This is a genomic window from Gemmata obscuriglobus (assembly GCF_008065095.1).
Taxonomy (GTDB): Bacteria; Planctomycetota; Planctomycetia; order Gemmatales; family Gemmataceae; genus Gemmata; species Gemmata obscuriglobus.
Genome location: NZ_CP042911.1, coordinates 4818758 through 4837277 on the forward strand (window position 1 = coordinate 4818758; position 18520 = coordinate 4837277).

At 58.7% G+C, this 18520-nt stretch carries 19 protein-coding genes; 5 read left to right on the top strand and 14 right to left on the bottom strand.

The genetic code is table 11. The features are described from left to right. The first annotated feature begins 5 nt into the window (after nt 1-5). The 3 genes from GobsT_RS38880 to GobsT_RS19925 all read left to right on the top strand — a co-directional run bounded on the left by GobsT_RS38880 (nt 6) and on the right by GobsT_RS19925 (nt 4740). Nucleotides 6-944 (top strand): Eco57I restriction-modification methylase domain-containing protein, encoded by a 939-nt coding sequence (locus GobsT_RS38880; protein WP_050790391.1) that lies wholly within the window; start codon nt 6-8, stop codon nt 942-944. Continuing rightward, nucleotides 937-3474, top strand: coding sequence for a GIY-YIG nuclease family protein (locus GobsT_RS19920; protein ID WP_162542148.1), 2538 nt, complete (start codon nt 937-939; stop codon nt 3472-3474). The genes GobsT_RS38880 and GobsT_RS19920 overlap by 8 nt, the downstream gene beginning before the upstream one ends. 228 nt (nt 3475-3702) lie before the next feature. Further along, entirely contained in the window at nt 3703-4740 is a 1038-nt protein-coding gene (locus GobsT_RS19925) for a tyrosine-type recombinase/integrase (protein WP_010043789.1), read from the top strand. Between the two features lie 113 nt (nt 4741-4853). Here the strand turns inward: GobsT_RS19925 and GobsT_RS19930 are convergent, their stop codons facing one another. From GobsT_RS19930 to GobsT_RS19945, 4 genes are all read right to left on the bottom strand, one after another. Then, a complete protein-coding gene (locus tag GobsT_RS19930; RefSeq protein ID WP_148087811.1) occupies nt 4854-5534 on the bottom strand; it encodes a hypothetical protein in 681 nt (226 codons plus the stop codon). Between the two features lie 455 nt (nt 5535-5989). Beyond that, the gene (locus GobsT_RS19935; RefSeq protein ID WP_109570985.1) at nt 5990-6601 is read right to left on the bottom strand and encodes a hypothetical protein; all 612 of its coding nucleotides are present in this window, start codon (nt 6599-6601) and stop codon (nt 5990-5992) included. Nucleotides 6602-6913: 312 nt separating this feature from the next. Then, entirely contained in the window at nt 6914-7297 is a 384-nt protein-coding gene (locus GobsT_RS19940; protein WP_010043794.1) for a hypothetical protein, read from the bottom strand. Nucleotides 7298-7399: 102 nt separating this feature from the next. Continuing rightward, nucleotides 7400-8065, bottom strand: coding sequence for a hypothetical protein (locus GobsT_RS19945; RefSeq protein WP_148087812.1), 666 nt, complete (start codon nt 8063-8065; stop codon nt 7400-7402). 277 nt (nt 8066-8342) lie between these two features. On the opposite strand from GobsT_RS19945, the gene GobsT_RS19950 reads away from it, so the two are divergent. Both GobsT_RS19950 and GobsT_RS19955 read left to right on the top strand, forming a co-directional pair. Beyond that, the gene (locus GobsT_RS19950; protein WP_109570984.1) at nt 8343-9896 is read left to right on the top strand and encodes a recombinase family protein; all 1554 of its coding nucleotides are present in this window, start codon (nt 8343-8345) and stop codon (nt 9894-9896) included. A gap of 151 nt (nt 9897-10047) precedes the next feature. Next, on the top strand, nt 10048-10605 hold the full coding sequence (locus tag GobsT_RS19955) for a hypothetical protein (RefSeq protein WP_010043801.1): 558 nt from the start codon (nt 10048-10050) through the stop codon (nt 10603-10605). A gap of 53 nt (nt 10606-10658) precedes the next feature. Here GobsT_RS19955 and GobsT_RS19960 read toward each other — a convergent pair whose 3' ends face one another. The 10 genes from GobsT_RS19960 to GobsT_RS20005 form a co-directional block, all read right to left on the bottom strand. Further along, on the bottom strand, nt 10659-11048 hold the full coding sequence (locus GobsT_RS19960; RefSeq protein ID WP_148087813.1) for a hypothetical protein: 390 nt from the start codon (nt 11046-11048) through the stop codon (nt 10659-10661). A gap of 238 nt (nt 11049-11286) precedes the next feature. Then, the gene (locus tag GobsT_RS19965) at nt 11287-11652 is read right to left on the bottom strand and encodes a hypothetical protein (protein WP_010043805.1); all 366 of its coding nucleotides are present in this window, start codon (nt 11650-11652) and stop codon (nt 11287-11289) included. 1192 nt (nt 11653-12844) lie between these two features. Further along, nucleotides 12845-13099 carry a hypothetical protein gene (locus GobsT_RS19970; protein ID WP_029601058.1) on the bottom strand — a complete coding sequence of 85 codons (255 nt, stop codon included), beginning with the start codon at nt 13097-13099 and terminating at the stop codon, nt 12845-12847. Nucleotides 13100-13201: 102 nt separating this feature from the next. Next, a complete protein-coding gene (locus tag GobsT_RS19975) occupies nt 13202-13450 on the bottom strand; it encodes a helix-turn-helix domain-containing protein (RefSeq protein WP_157506845.1) in 249 nt (82 codons plus the stop codon). A 234-nt stretch (nt 13451-13684) separates the two neighbouring features. Next, on the bottom strand, nt 13685-14047 hold the full coding sequence (locus tag GobsT_RS19980; RefSeq protein WP_010043812.1) for a TIGR03066 family protein: 363 nt from the start codon (nt 14045-14047) through the stop codon (nt 13685-13687). Between the two features lie 11 nt (nt 14048-14058). Continuing rightward, the gene (locus GobsT_RS19985; protein ID WP_010043815.1) at nt 14059-14637 is read right to left on the bottom strand and encodes a hypothetical protein; all 579 of its coding nucleotides are present in this window, start codon (nt 14635-14637) and stop codon (nt 14059-14061) included. A 216-nt stretch (nt 14638-14853) separates the two neighbouring features. Next, the gene (locus GobsT_RS38885; RefSeq protein WP_109570982.1) at nt 14854-15060 is read right to left on the bottom strand and encodes a hypothetical protein; all 207 of its coding nucleotides are present in this window, start codon (nt 15058-15060) and stop codon (nt 14854-14856) included. Nucleotides 15061-15163: 103 nt separating this feature from the next. Next, nucleotides 15164-15769 (bottom strand): hypothetical protein, encoded by a 606-nt coding sequence (locus GobsT_RS19995; RefSeq protein WP_010043819.1) that lies wholly within the window; start codon nt 15767-15769, stop codon nt 15164-15166. 3 nt (nt 15770-15772) lie between these two features. Further along, the gene (locus GobsT_RS20000) at nt 15773-16450 is read right to left on the bottom strand and encodes a hypothetical protein (RefSeq protein ID WP_010043821.1); all 678 of its coding nucleotides are present in this window, start codon (nt 16448-16450) and stop codon (nt 15773-15775) included. Between the two features lie 74 nt (nt 16451-16524). Beyond that, the gene (locus GobsT_RS20005) at nt 16525-17793 is read right to left on the bottom strand and encodes a hypothetical protein (protein WP_010043823.1); all 1269 of its coding nucleotides are present in this window, start codon (nt 17791-17793) and stop codon (nt 16525-16527) included. Between the last annotated feature and the right edge of the window lie 727 nt (nt 17794-18520).

Genomic DNA, 18520 nt, shown 5'->3' on the forward strand with positions numbered 1-18520 from the left:
TTGCGATGCCGATCTATCAAAAGTTCGTTGAGGTCGCCAAGAGCCTTGACCCGCGATATGTGGTGATGGTCACCCCCTCACGCTGGTTCGCGGGCGGCCGTGGACTTGAGGAATTCAGGCGGGAGATGCTTTCTGATCGGCGTTTACGTTGCTTGATCGACTACCCGGACTCACGAGAGGTTTTTGCGGGCGTCGATATCGCTGGTGGGGTTTCCTATTTTCTGTGGGACTCGTCTTGGAACGGTAAGTGCGCCGTTACCAACATTTACGGCAGCATCGCCAGCCCGCCGCTCAGTCGCCACTTGGACGAGTACGACATCCTTGTCCGCTACAACGAAGCGATCCCAATACTTGAAAAGGTTCTCTGCTCAACTTCTGATGGTGCATTTGAAAGCTTGTCGAGTCAAGTTGCACCGATTCAGCCTTTTAGCATCCGAACGAATTATCGCGGTGAAACCAGTAGCGACGGGATGGTCAACCCAGTGCTCCTCTACCAGAACGGCGGCACCAGTTTCATCGAGCGCGGTGCGATTCCGCGAAACGCTGAGTGGGTCGATCAGTGGAAGGTGTTTCTGTCTGGAACCTCAGCCGAACACGGTGGACAGGCAGACAAGAATGGTACCCGGCGAGTCTTTTCTTTGATTTTGATCGGCAAACCTGGGACAGCTTGCACTGAAACGTATCTTGTCGCAGGCCGATTCGACACCGAGGCTGAAGCTACGAACTTTCGTGCTTATCTCCGCACGAGGTTTGTTCGATTTTTCGTTTCGCTCCGAACGAACACGCAGCACTTGTACAGCGAGCGATTCGCCTTCGTTCCACGGCTTCCGATGGACTGCGAATGGACCGATGAAGCCCTGTATAAGAAGTACAGACTTACGCAAAGCGAGATCGCGTTCATCGAAAACGTGATCCGGCTGATGCCAGAGGGTGACGATGAGTAAGACCATCGCGGAGATTCTCGCGCCCAAGCCGGAAGCAAGGCCGCGCATCTACGCCTACGCCATCCACGACGACGCGCACAAAGGGTTGCTCAAGGTGGGGCAGACCACGCGCGACGTGAAGCAGCGCATCGCCGAGCAGCTCAAGACCGCCGCCATCGAAAACTACACGATCGAACTGGATGAGTCCGCCGAGCGCGCCGATGGGACCATCTTCACCGACCACGAAGTACGGGCGGCGCTGCGCAGAAAGAAGTTCGAGAACCCGCAACTGGAGTGGATGCGCTGTTCCGTCCCGGACGTGAAGACTGTTCTGGCGGAACTGCGCACCGGCAAGGCGTACACCGGCACGCACCACGAAACCTTCCCAATGCGGCGGGAGCAGGCCGACGCGGTACACAAGACATTCGAGCAGTTTCAATCGATCTGGCGAGAGAACCCGCACGCCGTCCCACGGTTCCTCTGGAACGCGAAGATGCGGTTCGGCAAGACGTTCACCGCGTACCAACTCGCGAAGAAGCTCGGCGCCAAGCGCGTGCTCGTGGTGACCTTCAAGCCCGCCGTCGAAGACGCGTGGCAGACGGACCTCGAATCGCATGTGGACTTCAACGACTGGCAGTACCTGTCGCGCCACTCCGGCAGCGACCCGACGCAGGTTTCCGACTCGAAACCGCTCGTGTACTTCGGCTCGTTCCAGGATCTGCTCGGCCGCGACCCGGCGGGCAACATCAAGGCCAAGAACGAATGGCTCCACGCGGTTAAGTGGGATCTGGTGGTGTTCGACGAGTACCACTTCGGCGCGTGGCGTGAAACCGCGAAGGAGTTGTTCGAGGGCGAGGACGAGGCCGTTGCCAAGAAGGAAACCAAGCTCGAATACGGCAGCGGGCTGGAAGAGGTGAACGAGGACATCGGGGAACTATCAGAGAAGGAAGCCGAGTTCCTGCCGATCACCACACGAGCGTACCTGTACCTCTCGGGCACACCGTTTCGGGCGCTGTCCACGGGTGAGTTCATTGAGGAGCAAATCTTCAACTGGACGTACACCGATGAGCAGCGCGCGAAGGAGGCGTTCGCGGCGGAGCACCCGGGCCAGCGTAACCCTTACGGCGCGCTCCCCCAGATGCGCCTGCTCACCTACCAGATGCCGGACGAGTTGCTCGCGATTGCCAGCGGCGGCGAGTTCAACGAGTTCGACCTGAACGCGTTTTTTGAGTCAACGGGCGCGGGGGAGACGGAGCAGTTCAAGCACAAGAGCGACGTCCAGAAGTGGCTGGACATCATCCGCGGCGGTTACATGACGAAGGAAATCGAGTACTTGAAGACGGGCACCCGCCCGCCCTTTCCGTATTCGGACGTGCGATTGCTACCGTACCTTCAGCACTCGTTCTGGTTCCTGCCGAACGTCGCGGCCTGCCACGCGATGGCGAACCTCTTGGCCGAGAAGCACAACACCTTCTGGCACGAATACACGGTGATCGTTGCGGCTGGTGCGTCGGCAGGCATCGGGCTGGACGCGCTGCCGCCGGTGCGAAAAGCCATCGGCAGCGGGTTCACAACCAAGACCATCACGCTCTCCTGCGGCAAGCTGACCACGGGCGTGACGGTCCCGCAGTGGTCGGCCATTCTGATGCTGCGCAACCTCAAGTCGCCGGAGACCTATTTCCAGTCCGCGTTCCGGGTGCAGTCGCCGTGGAGCATCAAGAACCCGAACGGCGACAACCCGAACGAGGAGGAGGTGCTCAAGCCCATCTGCTTCGTGTTCGACTTCGCGCCCACCCGCGCGCTGCGGCAGCTCTCCGAGTACGGAATCGGGCTGTCGCCGAACGAGTCGAACCCGGAGAACGCCGTTCGCGACTTGGTGTCGTTCCTGCCGGTGCTGGCCTATGACGGCGCGAACATGACCCAGATCGACGCCGGGGGCATCCTCGACATCGCAATGGCGGGCACTTCGGCCACGCTGCTGGCTCGCAAGTGGGAGAGCGCGCTGCTCGTGAACGTGGACAACGACACTTTGCGCCGCGTGCTGGACAGCCCCGAAGCGATGGACGCCGTTGAGCGCATTGAGGGCTGGCGCGCGCTGGGCGACAACATCATCGAGACCATCATCAACAAAAGTGACAAGGTCAAGGAACTCAAGAACAAGGGCAAGGAACAAGAGCTGTCGAGCAAAGAGAAGAAGGAACTCAGCGACGAGGAAAAAGAGTACAAGTCGAAGCGCAAGCTCGTCCAAGAAAAGCTCATCAAGTTCGCGACGCGCATTCCCGCCTTCATGTACCTGACCGACTTCCGCGAGAACACGCTCCAAGACGTGATTACCAAGCTCGAACCGGACCTGTTCCGCACCGTTACCGGCCTGGATGTCAAGGACTTCCATTTACTTGTGCGGCTGAAAGTGTTCAACACCGAGCAAATGAACCAAGCGGTCTTCGCCTTCCGCCGGTACGAGGACGCTTCACTGAGTTACACCGGCATCGAAAGTCACGAAGGGCTTTCGCGCGTCGGGTTGTACGACACCGTGGTCGCAAAGGAGTGAAAAAGGGGAGCAGAGCGAAAATGCAAAAGGGACTAGAGGCAGCTCGTGTCGCCTCCAGTCCCCTTGTGTCCATTCGTTCAGGTGGCCAAGGTGGGACTCGAACCCACACAGGTTGCCCCGCTCGATTTTGAGTCGCAATTAAGATCGTTGGAATTGCTTGTTTTTCAAGGGTTTCGTGGCAGTCGGGATCGGGAGGCGACTATTCAACCTCTTGCAGGAGACCCGACAATGGCCCGTCAGAACGCCCCCTGGTATCGTGCGGTCCGGGACTGCTGGTACGTGCGGTTCGAGGGCAAGTTGACCAGTCTCGGTGTGAAGGGGAAAGGGAACCAAGAGGCTGCGAAGGCGGCTTTCGAGAAGCTACGGACCACACCCAAACCACCCCCGATTACCGCCGGACCCGTCCTTCTCCCCCAAGCGTTCGCTCAGTTTCTCGTGGCGTGCAAACTGTCCCGAAAACCGAACACGGTGGCCCGGTACGAGTACGACGCTGGGGATTTTGTCAACGACCACCCCACCCTGGAACCTGCTCAAGTGACAGCAGACCACATCCGACAGTGGCTCGCAGATCTCGACGTGGGGCAGACCACCAAGGCCATTATGCTCAGGTCAGTGTCCGCGTTCTTCGGCTGGCTCGTGAAGGAAGACAAACTCGAAAAGAACCCCGTGAAGAAGGTGACCAGACCGAAGACAGCCAGCCGCTCGGACAAGGCCCTGATCTCGGAGGCGGACCACAAGCGGTTGCTGGAAGGGGCGAGCAGAGACTTCCGTGACGTGTTGGTGGTGCTCCACGGTACGGGGTGCAGGCCGGGGGAGTTGCAACAGATCACTGCCGAAACCTTCAACTACAAAGATCGTGTGGTGGTGATTACGGAACACAAGACTGACCACACCGGAAAGCCCCGCCCAGTGTACCTCACTCCGGAACTGGCTGACCTGCTCCACAGCAAACTCGTCAAGTACCCCACCGGACCGCTGCTGAGGGGAAACAAGGGAGTGCCCTGGACCGGAAGAGCAATCACCGAGTCGATGAAGAAGTTGAGGAAGAAGACCGGGGTGAAGGCCATCGCTTACGGGTACAGGCACACGTTCGTAACTGACGGCTTGAAGTCCGGACTCAGTAACTCCCAAGTGGCCGCTCTGGTCGGGCACACCACAACGGCAGTGATCGATCGGTTCTACAGCCACTTGGGAGCAGCAGGGGACGCTCTGAGGGCAGCATTGAAATTCCGCGAGAAGCCCAAACCGGACGATCAAGCAGCGTAGTGAAAGAGCCCAGGCCAGGACGGTCTGGGTTTCTTTGTTTCTGGTAGAGAAGACCCGCAACCCGGAGGCAGCGGTCGAAAAAATCGATCATGGGTACTTCCGGAACCAAGCTCTTACCCTTTTGTAGGATTCGCCAAATCGAGCCACAACTTAAACGCCCGAGGGGAGTAGTCAGACTCAGCGAGAATATCGAAGTGTCTAATAGCCCAAAACACCATCTGGCATCCTATCAGAGTCGGCAAAACAACATTAGTAATCATTAACCATGTTTGTAGCCAGACTTCAACACCAACTGAACCGAGAAATTCAATAACCTTGTCGTGTTTTGGATCGGGATGAAACACCTCACCATTAAGAAAGGCGTCAAGAATTTCATGCCCATCCAGTTCCTGTAGCACCTGACCTCCTGAGTCCAAACGCCGCAGAGTCACTACAGCAGCATCTCCTTTCATTTTTGGCAAGGCTTCTCTTCTTACGTATGAAGTGAGTTCTCTTAGTTTCAAGTCATTCGAGCACTCCTCCAGAACATCAACAATCTTTTCCAGATTGAGTGACGGCTTGTCGCTTTTGGCCCATCCTACTTGGCGATACAGAGTTAGAAATGACCGATAATCCTCAATATCATAAGTAGAGTGGGTTGTCCGCTCCCCTTCCGGCTTGCTTGCGTCACTAGCGATCGTGTGCGACTGACTCGTGATAGCCACCCCAAACCGACAGAGGAGCATTTCGCTTACGACTTTCACGAACTTTCTAAGTTGGTAGTGCGATTTGTGAACGCTCGATACTAACGCCATCGTAAAGAACTCCGAGAAGTAGCTAAGCAACAGAGAGTGCCAACTCCAGCCTCAGCATTACACCATCATCGATCTAACAAATACACTAGCCTCTTTCGTGGAAACTGGCCCAAAAAGAGGGGCATGTTCTTTCGGCGAGACGTGCATTTCCAGAAGGGGGGGGGGGATAGAGAACGCCTCTCGCCCCCACAACACCCATAGGTTTCAACGCTGGGCTCTGACCGCAAGCCACAAGAATCTTACACAAATCATTACGAAAATTGCACTTGCGATTATTTTCAGGAAAGTACCCAGAATCTTTACTCACCCTGTATTCCACCCACTCTCAGATACAGAAGTAAGCAACCGGCCCTCTGCCCCGTTTCCTCTTTCTTGTCCCCAGCGAGCACCCAACCGCTGCTGCCCACCACGACCACACAGGACAGTAACGCTCGCGTCGAGTTCTCCCGTCGAGGTTACTTCTTGCCGGGGGTGAAGGATTTCAACTCCTGCGGAACACAGCCATCCAGGTCGTAATGCACCTTGACCGGCCCGATCCCACGAGCGTACCAAAAGACGTTATTTCGAGGAGGGTCAATAGCTTTCCCGTTGAGTTCGGTGACTTTGACCGTGACGTTGGTCGCCAGGAACGTTCCCGCGGGCACCTTCACCTTTTCTGTCCGACCCACGGTAGCACGACCGGTCTGAGCAACGAAATTGTCTTGAAGTTGATGCTTCACGTCCCAAGAATCGTCGGCCCGAACGGGGAAACGAAGCAGCATCTCGTCAACTCGTGTCGTGGTCAACTTCCGGTAGATCACGTTGCTGCCGGACACCTCATAAGTCAGTTCCCACGGCTTGTCCACAGTGCTCATCTGCACCCGCACGGTCAGCAGCTTGCTCGTGGGCAAATCCTCGACCTCTACAATCTCTTCAACGCGATCCACGCATTTCACATCAAACACCCACTTCGTCCCCACCTCTGTCGGCCAGAACGGTTCGTCTTTCATGAGGTGCTTGGGAACGGGTGCAGCCTCCACCGCGGGCAGAACAGCGAGGACGATCGCAGCCAGTGGAATCCACCGCATGGGAACCTCCTGAAAGACCTCAATAGCGTACCCGAGCCGCCGTCCGACCTCCACCGAAATCGCCTGCACAGCCCTTCTCGCCCCTCCCCCTACCTTTCTCCCAAGACCTACTTGCATCTCAATCCTCGACGATAGCCAACTCACCCTCACCCGATCGGTAGTTTAGCCCGACCCGTACTGACGGAGTGGAGTGTGTAAACGGGAGTGGAGGACTGAGAGAAGAGGGTCGAGATGCAAGTAGGAGTTGGAGGAAAGATAGTAGCGAGGGCGTGAGATGTGTTGGTGCGTCTGAACAGCCAGCCCGTCTGTAGGTCAAGTGTGTTTGCGGTCTGCCGGCTTGAGTACCTGTAAAGCATCCCGGATCTGAGTCAGCTTCTGCGGGCCGAACTCGATGATGAGGTTGCGGATGGCTTCCGGGATTTCGCTGCTGGTGGCGGTGCAGAGGTCGTCCAGGATCTGGCGATGAACCGGACCGAGCCCGACCGCAACTCCCCTCTTCCGGAGCGTGTAGTAGAAGGTGAGGATTCGCCGGATGCCATCGGCCGGAAGCTCGTCGTGGGCCATGCAGTCTTCAATGAACTCGATGGCCGTGTCCACGTCGAGCCGGGTGGTGTACTGCGAGGAGGCGGTGGTGCCGGCTTCCTGCTTCTTCTTGAGCGATTCCAGGTGGCCGATCATTTCGGTGTTCCGCGGCACGGCCAATCTCCTGGTGCGGAAGGGCTCAGGCCATAAACCTACTAGAATTTTCAACACCAGTCAAGTCGCTCCCCTTCAACCGAATCCAGGGGAAGAGGCCAATCACTCGCTGAGGGCGTCGATCAAGTCCTTGAGTTCGTCCGCAGAGTACGTCGCCAGCAGCGATTTCAGGGTCCGCACCACGGCGAGTGTCGAACTGCCTCCGGGCTCTGAAGTCTGGGGAGCAGCTTTGGGAGAGGGTGCAGGAACTCGGGCCGGGGTAGAGGTCGGAGGGGCCGGCGACTTCCCTTCGCTCCACTCCTTCTTGACCACCTGCTTGTACGTGCTGAAGTTATTGGGGCTGATCTCAACCCCGTACTCCTTGGCGAGCAGGGGAACTCCGGTGCTGGCGGTCAGGTCGGGGTTGGCTCGCAGGGCGGCTCGGACGGCATCCATCTTCGACATCGTACTCACAGGTTTGGTCTCCGGTTGGGGTGCAGGTGTTACAGAAGGGGGTTCTTCGGTCTCAGGCTCTTCACTCAGTAGTCCGAAACTGGGTGGCACGGGTGCGGGTTCTGATTTCGGAGTGGCGGCAGCAGAGGGGGTGTAACTCTTACCCATCGAGCGGATCTGTGCGGGTGGTGGCTCTTCGTACCGCTGCTTGGCCGGCTTTTCAAGATCTGCGTCTTCCGTTTGTCCGCCCCACAACCCCGTCTCGAACCCGAACTCGTCCCGCTCGACCTTCTTCTTGGGTGGAGGGGGTGAGGGTTGCCGTTTGCCCTTAGCCATCAGATCTCCATTGCGGGGCTGTAGCCTCTGCTAACACTCTAAACACAAAAACTGAGATGGTCAAGGAAGTGGAAGTGGAGAAGCGTTTTATCCCGAACCGGGCACCCGACGATCGACCCCGACCTTATAATCGACCGATTCCCAATACCATTCGGCGAGAGGAAGTCGCGGGAAGACACGAGGTTATCAAGCAGGCCCAAGAATTCCACTCGCACCGCATTGAGATTGATATCACTTTTATATCCTACCAGGAGCCCATCCCCTATCAGGTAGTTCCATGCGTAAGGCTTTCTCCTACGTTCGCTTCTCCACCCCCGATCAGGCTAAGGGAGACTCTTTCCGCCGTCAAACCGAGTTCAGTCAGAAGTACGCGGAGAAGCACGGGCTGACCTTGGACGAGAGCACTTCCATTCGGGATCTCGGGGCGTCTGCTTTCCGTGGGTCGAACGTCAAGGAGGGGGCTCTGGCTGCTTTTCTCGAACTGGCTCGGTCGGGGAAAGTGCCTGTGGGATCGGTGCTGATTGTCGAGTCGCTGGACCGCCTGTCGAGGGATCAAATCCGCCCAGCCTTGCAATTGTTCTTGAGCATCTTGGACTCTGGTGTATCGATCGTCACCGTTCATCCCGAGCGAGAGTACACACCTGCTGACCAAGATCCCATGACCCTGATCGAGCCTCTGATCTACTTCTCCCGAGCCCACGAAGAGTCGGCCACCAAGAGCAAACGGATCAGCGAGAACTGGGAGCAGAAGCGAAAAGCCGCAGTCGAGAAGAAGACCCCGATGACTTCCGTTTGCCCCAAGTGGCTGGAGGTGAAAGAGGGGAAGTTCGTACCGGTGCCCGAGCGGGTCGAGTTGGTCAAGAGGATTTTCAGACTGACTCTGGAGGGGATGGGCACTTATTTCGTGATTAAGAAGCTGACCGAAGAGGGGATCAAGGGTTGGGGGCGAAACGGGAAGTGGAATACAGCCTACGTGCGAATGATCCTGGTCGATCGTCGGGTGTTGGGAGAGTACCAACCGAAGAAGTTGGTCGAGGGGAAGATGCAGAATCATGGGGAGCGGATACTGGACTACTTCCCTCGCGTGATTTCGGATCAGGACTTCTACGCGGCTCTTGGAACGATCAAGAAGCGGAAGGGTAAGGCTGGTAGGGGAGGAGCTTTCAGGGAGAACGTGCTGTCAGGTCTGGTGTACAACGCTGAGGACGGAAGCTCGATGGCCTACGGAACTCACCGCCACCTCAAACCCTTCCTGAGCAGTACTGCGAGTTACAACAGCACCCCTCACCCGAAAGGCCGATCGTTCCCGTACCAATTGGTGGAGGAGGCGGTTCTGTCACTGCTCCCCGAGTTGCAGGTCACGACAGAAGCGGCTTTCGGCTGCGTGGATCGAATTGCGGAGTTGGAGGGGCGTATCGGCGAACTGAACGTGAAGATCGAGAAATTATCAACCTCATTGATGAACTGCCCAGCGGTGGCCTTTGACGAGCTACTCACCGTATTTGAGGCACTCGGCAGGGAGCGGAAGGAACTGGGGAAACAACTGGAGCAGGAGAAGCGGGCAGCAGAAGCACGAGCACCACAACCGCCCGTCGAGCCAAAGACGCTGATTGAGGTTCGCAGGGCATCAGTGGGGGAGTGCCGGAAGTGGCTGAATGCAAAACTGCGTAACGGAATACAGGTGCTGGTCGAACGCATCACCATACGGATCGAGAAGCGGTCGCGGGTCGAGAAGGCGGCACGCATTGAGGTCAAACTCAAAAGTGGGGAGTGCCGATCGTCCACCGTGCTTCACCCACCCCCACCGCTCCAGACAGAGGCGAGAGTCTAGATGCAAGTAGGTGTTGGGAGAAACGTATGGGTGGCGTGAAGTCCGAGTCCACGAGGATGGTGAAGTTTGAGATCGGCGACACCCGCCATTTCACAAGTAGCACCCCCTGCCCCGCTCGGGTAAACTGTCGGAGCCCCTCTTGGAGGCCCTCATGCGACACGTACCGCTGATCGTCCTCGGCCTCGCCCTCCCGACAACCGCCGCTCCGGTCCCTAAAGACGCGGGCAAGAACCTGATCTACTTCCCGACCGTCGTGGGTGCGAAGTGGGTGTACGAGGACGAGCGGGGCGGTGAAGAGGCGGTCGAAGTGTCGGCGGTCGAGAAGGACGGGGACGAGTTGGTGGTGTCTCGCAAGGGGGTGGACGGTACCAGCACGCGGTACACCCAAATGATCGTGTCCACCAAGGGGCTGAGGCAACCCAAGGACGCTTTCAACGACAAGCCCGAGCCGGTGTGGGTGCTGAAGTGCGGTTTACGGGCCGGAGAGTCGTGGGAAACGCCTTCGGGAAAAAGAACCCTGCACGAGGCGGAAGAGGTCAAAGTGCCGGCGGGTACGTTCAAGGCTCTGCGGGTGGTGGTGGAAAGCGGAACCGAGACGCTCACCTCGTGGTACGCACCGGGGGTCGGGGAGGTGAAGCGGACGCAGAAGCGGTGCGGCACGGTGACGGTGATTCGCTCGCTCAAGTCGTTCACACCCGGCAAGAAGTAGCACACCCACAACACCAGGAGATTGCCATAAGCACCAGCCGCCGACCGAGAGTCTCACACGCCCGGTCCGTCCGCTGGTTCCCGACTCCCAAGAGACGCCGCATCATCACGCACCACCCCCTTCCGACCAACAAAGGCCGCAACCAACAAGAGCGAGAGCCCCGTGACGTGCAGCAGGGACACGACAGCGGCAACGACGACCTGCCACCGCCGGAACGCTTCGAACCCCAGATTCTGATCTTTGACAGAACTGAAGAGGTAGCCGTGAGCCAGTAAGGCCAATACCGAGGCCAGGAACAGGAGGCCACACGCGACCAGTACGATCACGGAGGGTCTGGGGTGACGACCGAGTTGGACCAACGAGATGATAAAGCCAATCAGGTACACCGCCAGCAGCGGGGCGTGATACGGGAGTTGCTGAAGCACGTATTCCAGCATGGTCACGAGAGACGCCCTCCGCAGCCGAACCAGTGTGGAACTGCACCGCTGCATCATCCCTGACCCAACCGCTCTTGGCAACTGCCATTCCCGAGTACCGTGCAGACCGACCGCTACCAAAAGCAATAAGCTTCTCCCAACTCCTACTCTGCATCTAGACTCTCAGCCCCTACGGATCAAGGATCTGGCGTCTAGATACAAGTAGGTGTTGGGAGAAACTTAGAGTTGAAGGACGCCATCGCCCTCAGTCCCACACCGGTGGTCGGTAGGCCATCACGGAAGCTGCGGTCAAGAGTGCGGCCAGAGCGGTGCCGAGAACGAACAAAGTCCAACGGGCTCCAACCCCTCCCGTGCGAAACACCAGCAGCCACCCTTCAACCCAAGGACCAGCCCCGAAGCACAAGTTGGCACCCAGCCCGTACACCACGAGGTAGATCAGGAACTCAACGTCAGACAGCAGTGACCAGTCGCGACCCACGGCCAGGGTGAGCACCACGACCGCAGCCAGAATCAGGTTGTACGCCAGCCGGAACCGCTCCCAGGACAGGAACACGGCCCTTGCCGAAGGCTCACTCGCCGGGCTCTCCTGCCACCAATCGGGCTCGCTCATTGGAACCTCCACACACGCACCTGCCACTCGGCCCTCAACACCGAAGCAGACGGATCGGTCCGACACAGACCTCAGCCAAGCACCATCTACCGATCGCGGCAGCTTCCGACGAGAGATTGGGCAACTCTGGCTACCGGCCACAACCTGGACAAACAAAAGCCCTTGAGCGATCGTAAACCGTACCACAGTACCAACAGGATGCCACTCGTGGTTGCCCAGACCCTTTAGAACTCCCCACCACCATCATTACGATCAGGAGAACCACTGTGAGCGATGCCAGTACCTTTCCGACTTGCAGAGCACCCTCAGTCCACGAACAGCCTCCCGCCCAAGCTACTGCACACGAAACGAGAACAAAACCACATCCGAACAGGACAAAGAACAGTAATATTTTAGCCCGCCTAAACTGATCCGGGTCACGGTGACCGAGCAACAAACCGCCCCCACAAACCAACAGGAGAGCGAGCAACCCACCAACAAACCACAAGCCAAGATTATTGGCCTCTTCGCTTTCTACCTTTGCCTTTCGGGTTCTGACCCTCCCCCGCACTTTCGGTTGTTGCTCCTTCTCGGCACCGTCTACAAGCTCGAATTGTACCGGGAGCACCAGCCGCCCTGGAACTGTACGTTCCTCGGGGGACTGCGAGGTGGAATAAGACTTAACTAGAATCCCGAGTCGAGGTGAGCTTGACGGAGACGGCACGACAATCGCCTGACCACATCTCAGACAGTCAACTTCCGCACCAGCACTCTGACCATCCACCTTCAACTCCATTAAACAGGACGGGCAGAGGAACTCGATTCGGGGTTTGGGTGAAGGAGCGGGCGGTTGCGGCGGTGGGGACACTGGTGCGGCGGAAGCACCCGGAACGGTGACCGCGTTACTGCACTTCGGACAGGCAACCGTCGCACCGGCCCGATCGGCACCGAACGTCAGGCGTACTTTGCAGGCGGGGCAGTGGACAGTGGGCATGGGGGCGAACCACGGCTTGGGGAGCGGACCGGGGAGTTGCCAGACTAGCGAACGGCGACACTAGCGTAAAGGAACGTTAGGCAACCACCGTCGATCCGGAAGAGGCAAACGAGAGAGCCGGGGAGCGAGCACCGTCACCGACGGATCAGAGGATCGGGCCAGCCAAAACCCCTACCTTTCTCCCAACCCCTACTTGCATCTCGATCCCCGGCCCCCGGCTCAGCACTTGGCAGGCAGAGGAATCTTCTTCAACTGCGACCACACCAGATCCAGGTTGGCCCCAACCTCGGCGATCTCCTCCGGACTCCACTCCACAGCCATGCCACCGTTCCAGACGGGCCGGACCAGGGCTTCGAGGTGTTCGAGGATCGGTGCGAGCGGACAGGGCGGCGAATCAGAAGACTCGATCGGGTCCATAATGACGGGAGTGGGGCAGTCGGACGAGGGCGTAAAGGACTGGCGAGGGTTGGCCACGGTGGGCTCCTGCGAGCGGGATCGGACAAGCCGGTAAAAGCCTCCCAAGCAGTATGCAAAATTCCAATTTAGTACGCAAGTAGATACCGACGATTTTTCAGTTTATTCCGCCTCTTCCTTCTCGTCCGGTTTTTTCATTTGCAAGTCATCGCAGTCTCTGAACTGGTCAAGGCTGATTTCGAGCGACTTTGAAATTGCGATAAGCACCGGCACCGAAGGCTTGCGGGCGGCGGTCTTTGATGTGAATCCCTTGAGAGTCTGGTAAGCTATGCCCGATCGACTCGCCAGATCTGCAAGCGAAATGTCCTTCTGCACCAAAAGCGTTCGCAGAGTTTCGCGGAAAGTGGCCATCTCAACCCCGGTAGGTACTGGGCAAGCGTACCCGCTGCTCTCTGAGGGGCAAGGAATTTGCTGAATGGCCATTGTCCTCTCCCGGTTTCCTGCCCCGCCTACCTGCTCAAGCGTCCCCACCCCCAAAAGCGGACTCCAAAACGAAAAGCCACCACCAGGGTCTCCCCCAGCAGTGGCTTTGCAGCGGTCAGCGAATTGAGGTAATTTGGAGTCCGGTGCCCCTTTCGGCACACGCTACTTACCCTTCACGCGATTCATTACAACGTCCTTGCCCGTATCGGAAATGACTACCATCTCGGAATCCGTAAGTTTCTTGATGGTCACGGTGGACTTCTCCTCCTTTCCGCCGGGCTGGGCGTTCACAGTGAGCTTGTTGCCGTCGAGCTTATAAGTGCCATCGAACGCGACCTCCTCCTTCCCATCCCCGTGCCTCAACACCAGCTTACCGCCCTTCAGGAACTCGATGACCGCGAAGTCCCGCTCTTTGGTTGTCCACTTGCCCAGCAGTTTGGCCGGATCGATCTTCTCGTCCTTCTTGTCGTCGGCCACGAGCGGCCCGCAGAACACCAGCACCAAGCAGCCCATCAGCATCCGCATCTTGGTATCCCTTATTTTTTGCCTGGGGTGAACGATTTGAGCACCTTCACTTCGCCATTTCCCGAGACCCTTTTCACGAGCCCTACACCGCGGGCGTACCATTCGTGATAAATGGGTGGTGGCCCCAGCATCCCTCCCCGGAAGCTGCACTCGATCCGAACAGCCTGGAACACGCCAGCCTGCACTTCCACCCCCTTCACCTCGACGACCTCCCGCCTCGGCTTTGATGACGTGTAGTTCGGGCTCCAGTAATCACCCTTCTCGACCGGGGCACGCAGCAGCAACTCGGGCTTCTCGCACTCTTTCCCCGACCAACCCACCCGAGTCAGCCGAGTAGCGGACACCAGCACCTCTTCGTAGGGAACGTTCTTACCGCCGACCACCTGATCGACACTCACTAACTGGCCCTCCGGGTCGTCCCGGACCTTCGAGATCACGTACCTCTCCTCTTTACCTTCCACGTCGTACACCCACTTCGTGCCGACCGCGGTGGGCCAGAAGGGCTCCTCTTTCATCAGGTGTTTGGGAACCGGTGCGGCACTGGCCACAGACAGGGTGATGCAGAGTGCGACCAGGGGCGTCCATCGCATGTCAAGCTCCAGAAAGGTCACTCCAGTCTACCGCGGTGCCGTGCAGTACCAAAAGCGAAAAGACCGCCACCAAGGGGGTTAGCCCTCAGCAGCGGTCAGTGTCGAGTAACTCCGTCTAGATGCAAGTAGGAGTTGGGAGAAAGGTATTGATAGAAGGCCCAGAAGACCTGAGTGTTTTTGGCAGATCCCTTTGTCTCATCCAGAGGGTGGCCGAGGCTACTTCAGGAAGTACAGCGGACCTTCTTTAAGCATTGTCATCCCGAGCAGTACGTAGACAAATAAAATACAGCCGACAAGCACGAGGGCCAGCATTCTGTTTTCCCAAAGTACAGACTCTCGCGACCATACCAACTTGAACGGCATTGGAGGGTCTTGATGATATTGAGCGGGCTGAACCGTCGGAACCGGCTTCTCAACGAACATCCCCCCTCCGCACCGACCGCATTTGACTGTAACGGGGGGCTCCAGGTCACAATCGAGCGAAATGTGGCAGTGCGGGCATTCAACTACGATCATACATCACCTGTTAGGTTCCATTCAGAAGGTCGTCATTGAGAAACTGGCCCGGGAAGTACGTCGGGGTGTTGTAGGCGTACCGGGGATCACTGAAGCTGATGTACTGAGCCTGAGCGTAACCCACCTTCGCGTCCTGACCAGCCTGAACGACCGGACCCGCCGAGGGTGCCGCACCCTGCCCGTACTGAATCGCGTTCTGCCGCTGCGTCTCCAGTTCGATCGGGAGACCATTCAACAGGAATCCGTCCTTGGGATCGACCCGAACAGCCTGGATGAAAGTGTACTCGCCCGCGACGCCCCAGTCAAATTTCGTCCCGTTGGCGTGTGCTTTTGGAGCGTCGAACACCAGCGTGCCGGACAGGATCTGGAACGCACCCGCGTCTTTCGGTGTCGGGATCTGGGGCGGGGTGCCGGTCTTCTTCTCGTAAAACCGCGAAGTCCTTTTCATCTGCGGGGCGTAAGCCTGCACCATCACCACCGGGCTCCAGTTAGCCAATTCTTGCGGATCGGTCGGGGGCAGTTCGGCGACGGGCAGGGCGAACCGTCCGGGGTCGAAGGTGTACTCGCTCTCACCGGAGATCTGATCGTAACTGATGGCCTTGTTCGTGTCTTTCACCGGTCATTCTCCTCTGTATTTGTCGTTGCTTGCTGGGGGTTTGGGGTAAAGCTGATCGAAGGTGGTTCCGGGCAGGCTCAGTGCCGAGTAGACCAACTGACACCAAGTGCCCCGGCTGCGACTATCGGCTGCGGGTCGGGGGTTTAGGGTCGGGCCTTCTTCGCCAGAGCCGGCTGGAGCGTAAGGGTCCGGGACTCGCGACACGTCGTGTTTGGTAATCTGGACCCGGCCGGTGTAGTGGTCTTCCAGGACCGGAACGGGCAAGCCCGGAAGGAGCGAAAAGCCGTACCCCACACCCGTACCTGTGAAGTCCCACTTTCCTCCAACCACCTCTTCCCTAGGACCGCTCAGCACCGGCAGGAGGTCGTACAGTTGGTCGGCATCCGGTCGGCCCGCAGCTTGGGTCGAGGCCAGAGCCCACGCCAAACTCGTCGAGTACCGCAGCGTGAAGGTGAGCACGTTCGAGGTGGCGTCGTAGTTGATCGCAATGGCCCCGGGCGGGGGAGCCAAATCACTCAGGTTCGCCGCGAGACGATGCACCATACCGAACGCGATGGACGCCGCGAGGTGGTAGAGTTGCTGGCGGTTCGCACGCGGTGAGCCGAAGCAGGTTACGGAAACCAGGTCTTGGATTGAACCAAATTGATCAGACAGCTCCTTGACTGCCTTCAGGCCTGACATCCCCACGTTCGCAGCGGAAACGGCGGCACTAAACGCTCCGATAACTGCGGCTGCTGGACCGGGCATGGAAACTCCTATCGAAGTCGAGGTGAGCGGGGAACGATGACCCGAGACGGCTTGATGGTTGGCGTGCTGGCTGTTGGCTTCGTCGGGATCGGCTTCACGGGAGCGGTCTTTGGGGGAGGAAGTGCGACGGGGTGTGAAGCTTCCGGTGGAGTAGGCTTGGGCGGCTCTTTCTGCGAATCGTTGGCCTGCTGTAACCACCGCGAATTGAGTAACTGACTGTTTAAGTCACTGAAGACTCCCGCAGTGCCCTTGAGCAAGTCCGCATCCGACACGATGGCCTGCGAATGAGTTGCCTCGATTCTCACCGCTCCCCACACCGCCGCACCCGGAAGGTGAACAGGCAGTTGGCGGTCCTCGAACCTGTACCTCACGCCCGTACCGTCCCTGAACCCCTCGACCACGATCCCGTCCCGCACGAACCCAAACGGGCACGGCAGCAAAAGCCGCTGTCGCAAGTCGTCGGGTGAAGTGGCCGTGCTGTAGAGCAGGTCGGATCGGAAAACGGCCTCCCCCTCGACGATGATTTTGGTCAAGTGCTGGTCGTCGATGGAGTGGATCATCGAGAACCGGTTGCTGAGCAGGGGCGACGCCACCGATCCCGCATTGGGGTCCGTGGACACGAGGTTCTCTTCCGACTCCCGAACGCAAGTCTCAATGTCAAACTGGATGATAAACGTGTCCGCATCGCCCTGGGAACTGAGGATCTCGCAGGAGATCGGCTGGGGTCCGTTGCGGGCGTCCGTGTGGTAGGAGAACCGCGTCGGTGACATCAGCAACAGTTCCGAATCCGCAGCCGAGCCGGCGAACACGAAGAGGGGCTTGCGTGGCGTGAGGAGCCGCTCTCGAATGGCCCGGACGGTCAAGGGAACGGGGTTGGCCACGGGCTCCAACTTGAACTGGCGGACCGCATTCGGAGACCGAGCACCGAGCCCCGAGGGGGGAGCGTCACCGAACACCTCGTCACCGCTCGGGGAGTGAAAGACTTTGGTGATGGGCACGTTCACGTTGGGCGGGACTGCGGCTGCGGCTCGGCTGACTCCACTGGGGGCCGTCCTGATCGCGTCATCGCCGGAATACACCAACTCGTCCGTCTTCCGATACGACACCGGCGGACCGGCCACGTCTCTCACCTCGGACTGCCCGTTCACGGTGCAGACGCCCGAAACTCGGTGCCGGGTGTACAGGTAGTCCGTCTTCGTGTCATCGTAGACCGCCTCCATCCGGTACTCATTGATCGTCCCCATCGAGAGGTGTATGCCGTTGTACACAATATCCATCTAGAGCCTCCTAGAGTTGGCTGCGGGTGAGGATGCTGCCCATCGGCCTGCCCTGAAACCGCAGTGGTTCGGTAGCTTCGGGGTGTGGCTGGCTGGTGACGGTCACGGTGAAGGGTGCGGAGTGAAGTGGTGACGCCAGAGAAGCCGAGCCGAGATGGGGGAGAGCAACTGCCGGCCTCGGAAGTCGGGCGGGGTGCGTGTCCGGTACGGCTACCCGGTGTCGCTCGCCCCAGCCTTCAAACCTTGACACTCGGGATTCAGACTGCCCCCTCTGGTCGAGAGCCAGTTTAGCCGTCGAAGTGTGAGGAGCGGGCGGTGTAGTGGGGCGTGAAAAAGCGGGCTGAACCACCGAGGCTCTCTCTCGCAACACCAGGGGAGCAGCCGGGGGTGCAGAAGGGGCAAGATTCGCAGGAGGTTGAAGAACGCGAGGTGAAGGTGGAGGGGTGGAAGGGCTGAGAGGGCTCGGAAGGGTCAACGGCTTTATTGGGAGCGTACTGGGTGCTCTCTCTGGACGTTTCAGGCTCGGAACTGGAATCAAGGGCGTTCGGGCAGGAAGGTCCAGTTTCTTCGGCGGGGTGACTCGGGGAAACTGCCGCTCGGGAGGGCTGAGAGGGCGGATCGAAGGGGAAGAAGCTCGGCTCGAACTGTCACCCAACCGAATACCACGAAACGGAACTACCGGCGGAAGTTGCGTACTGCGGGACGGGGAAGGCGGTGCCAGGACACG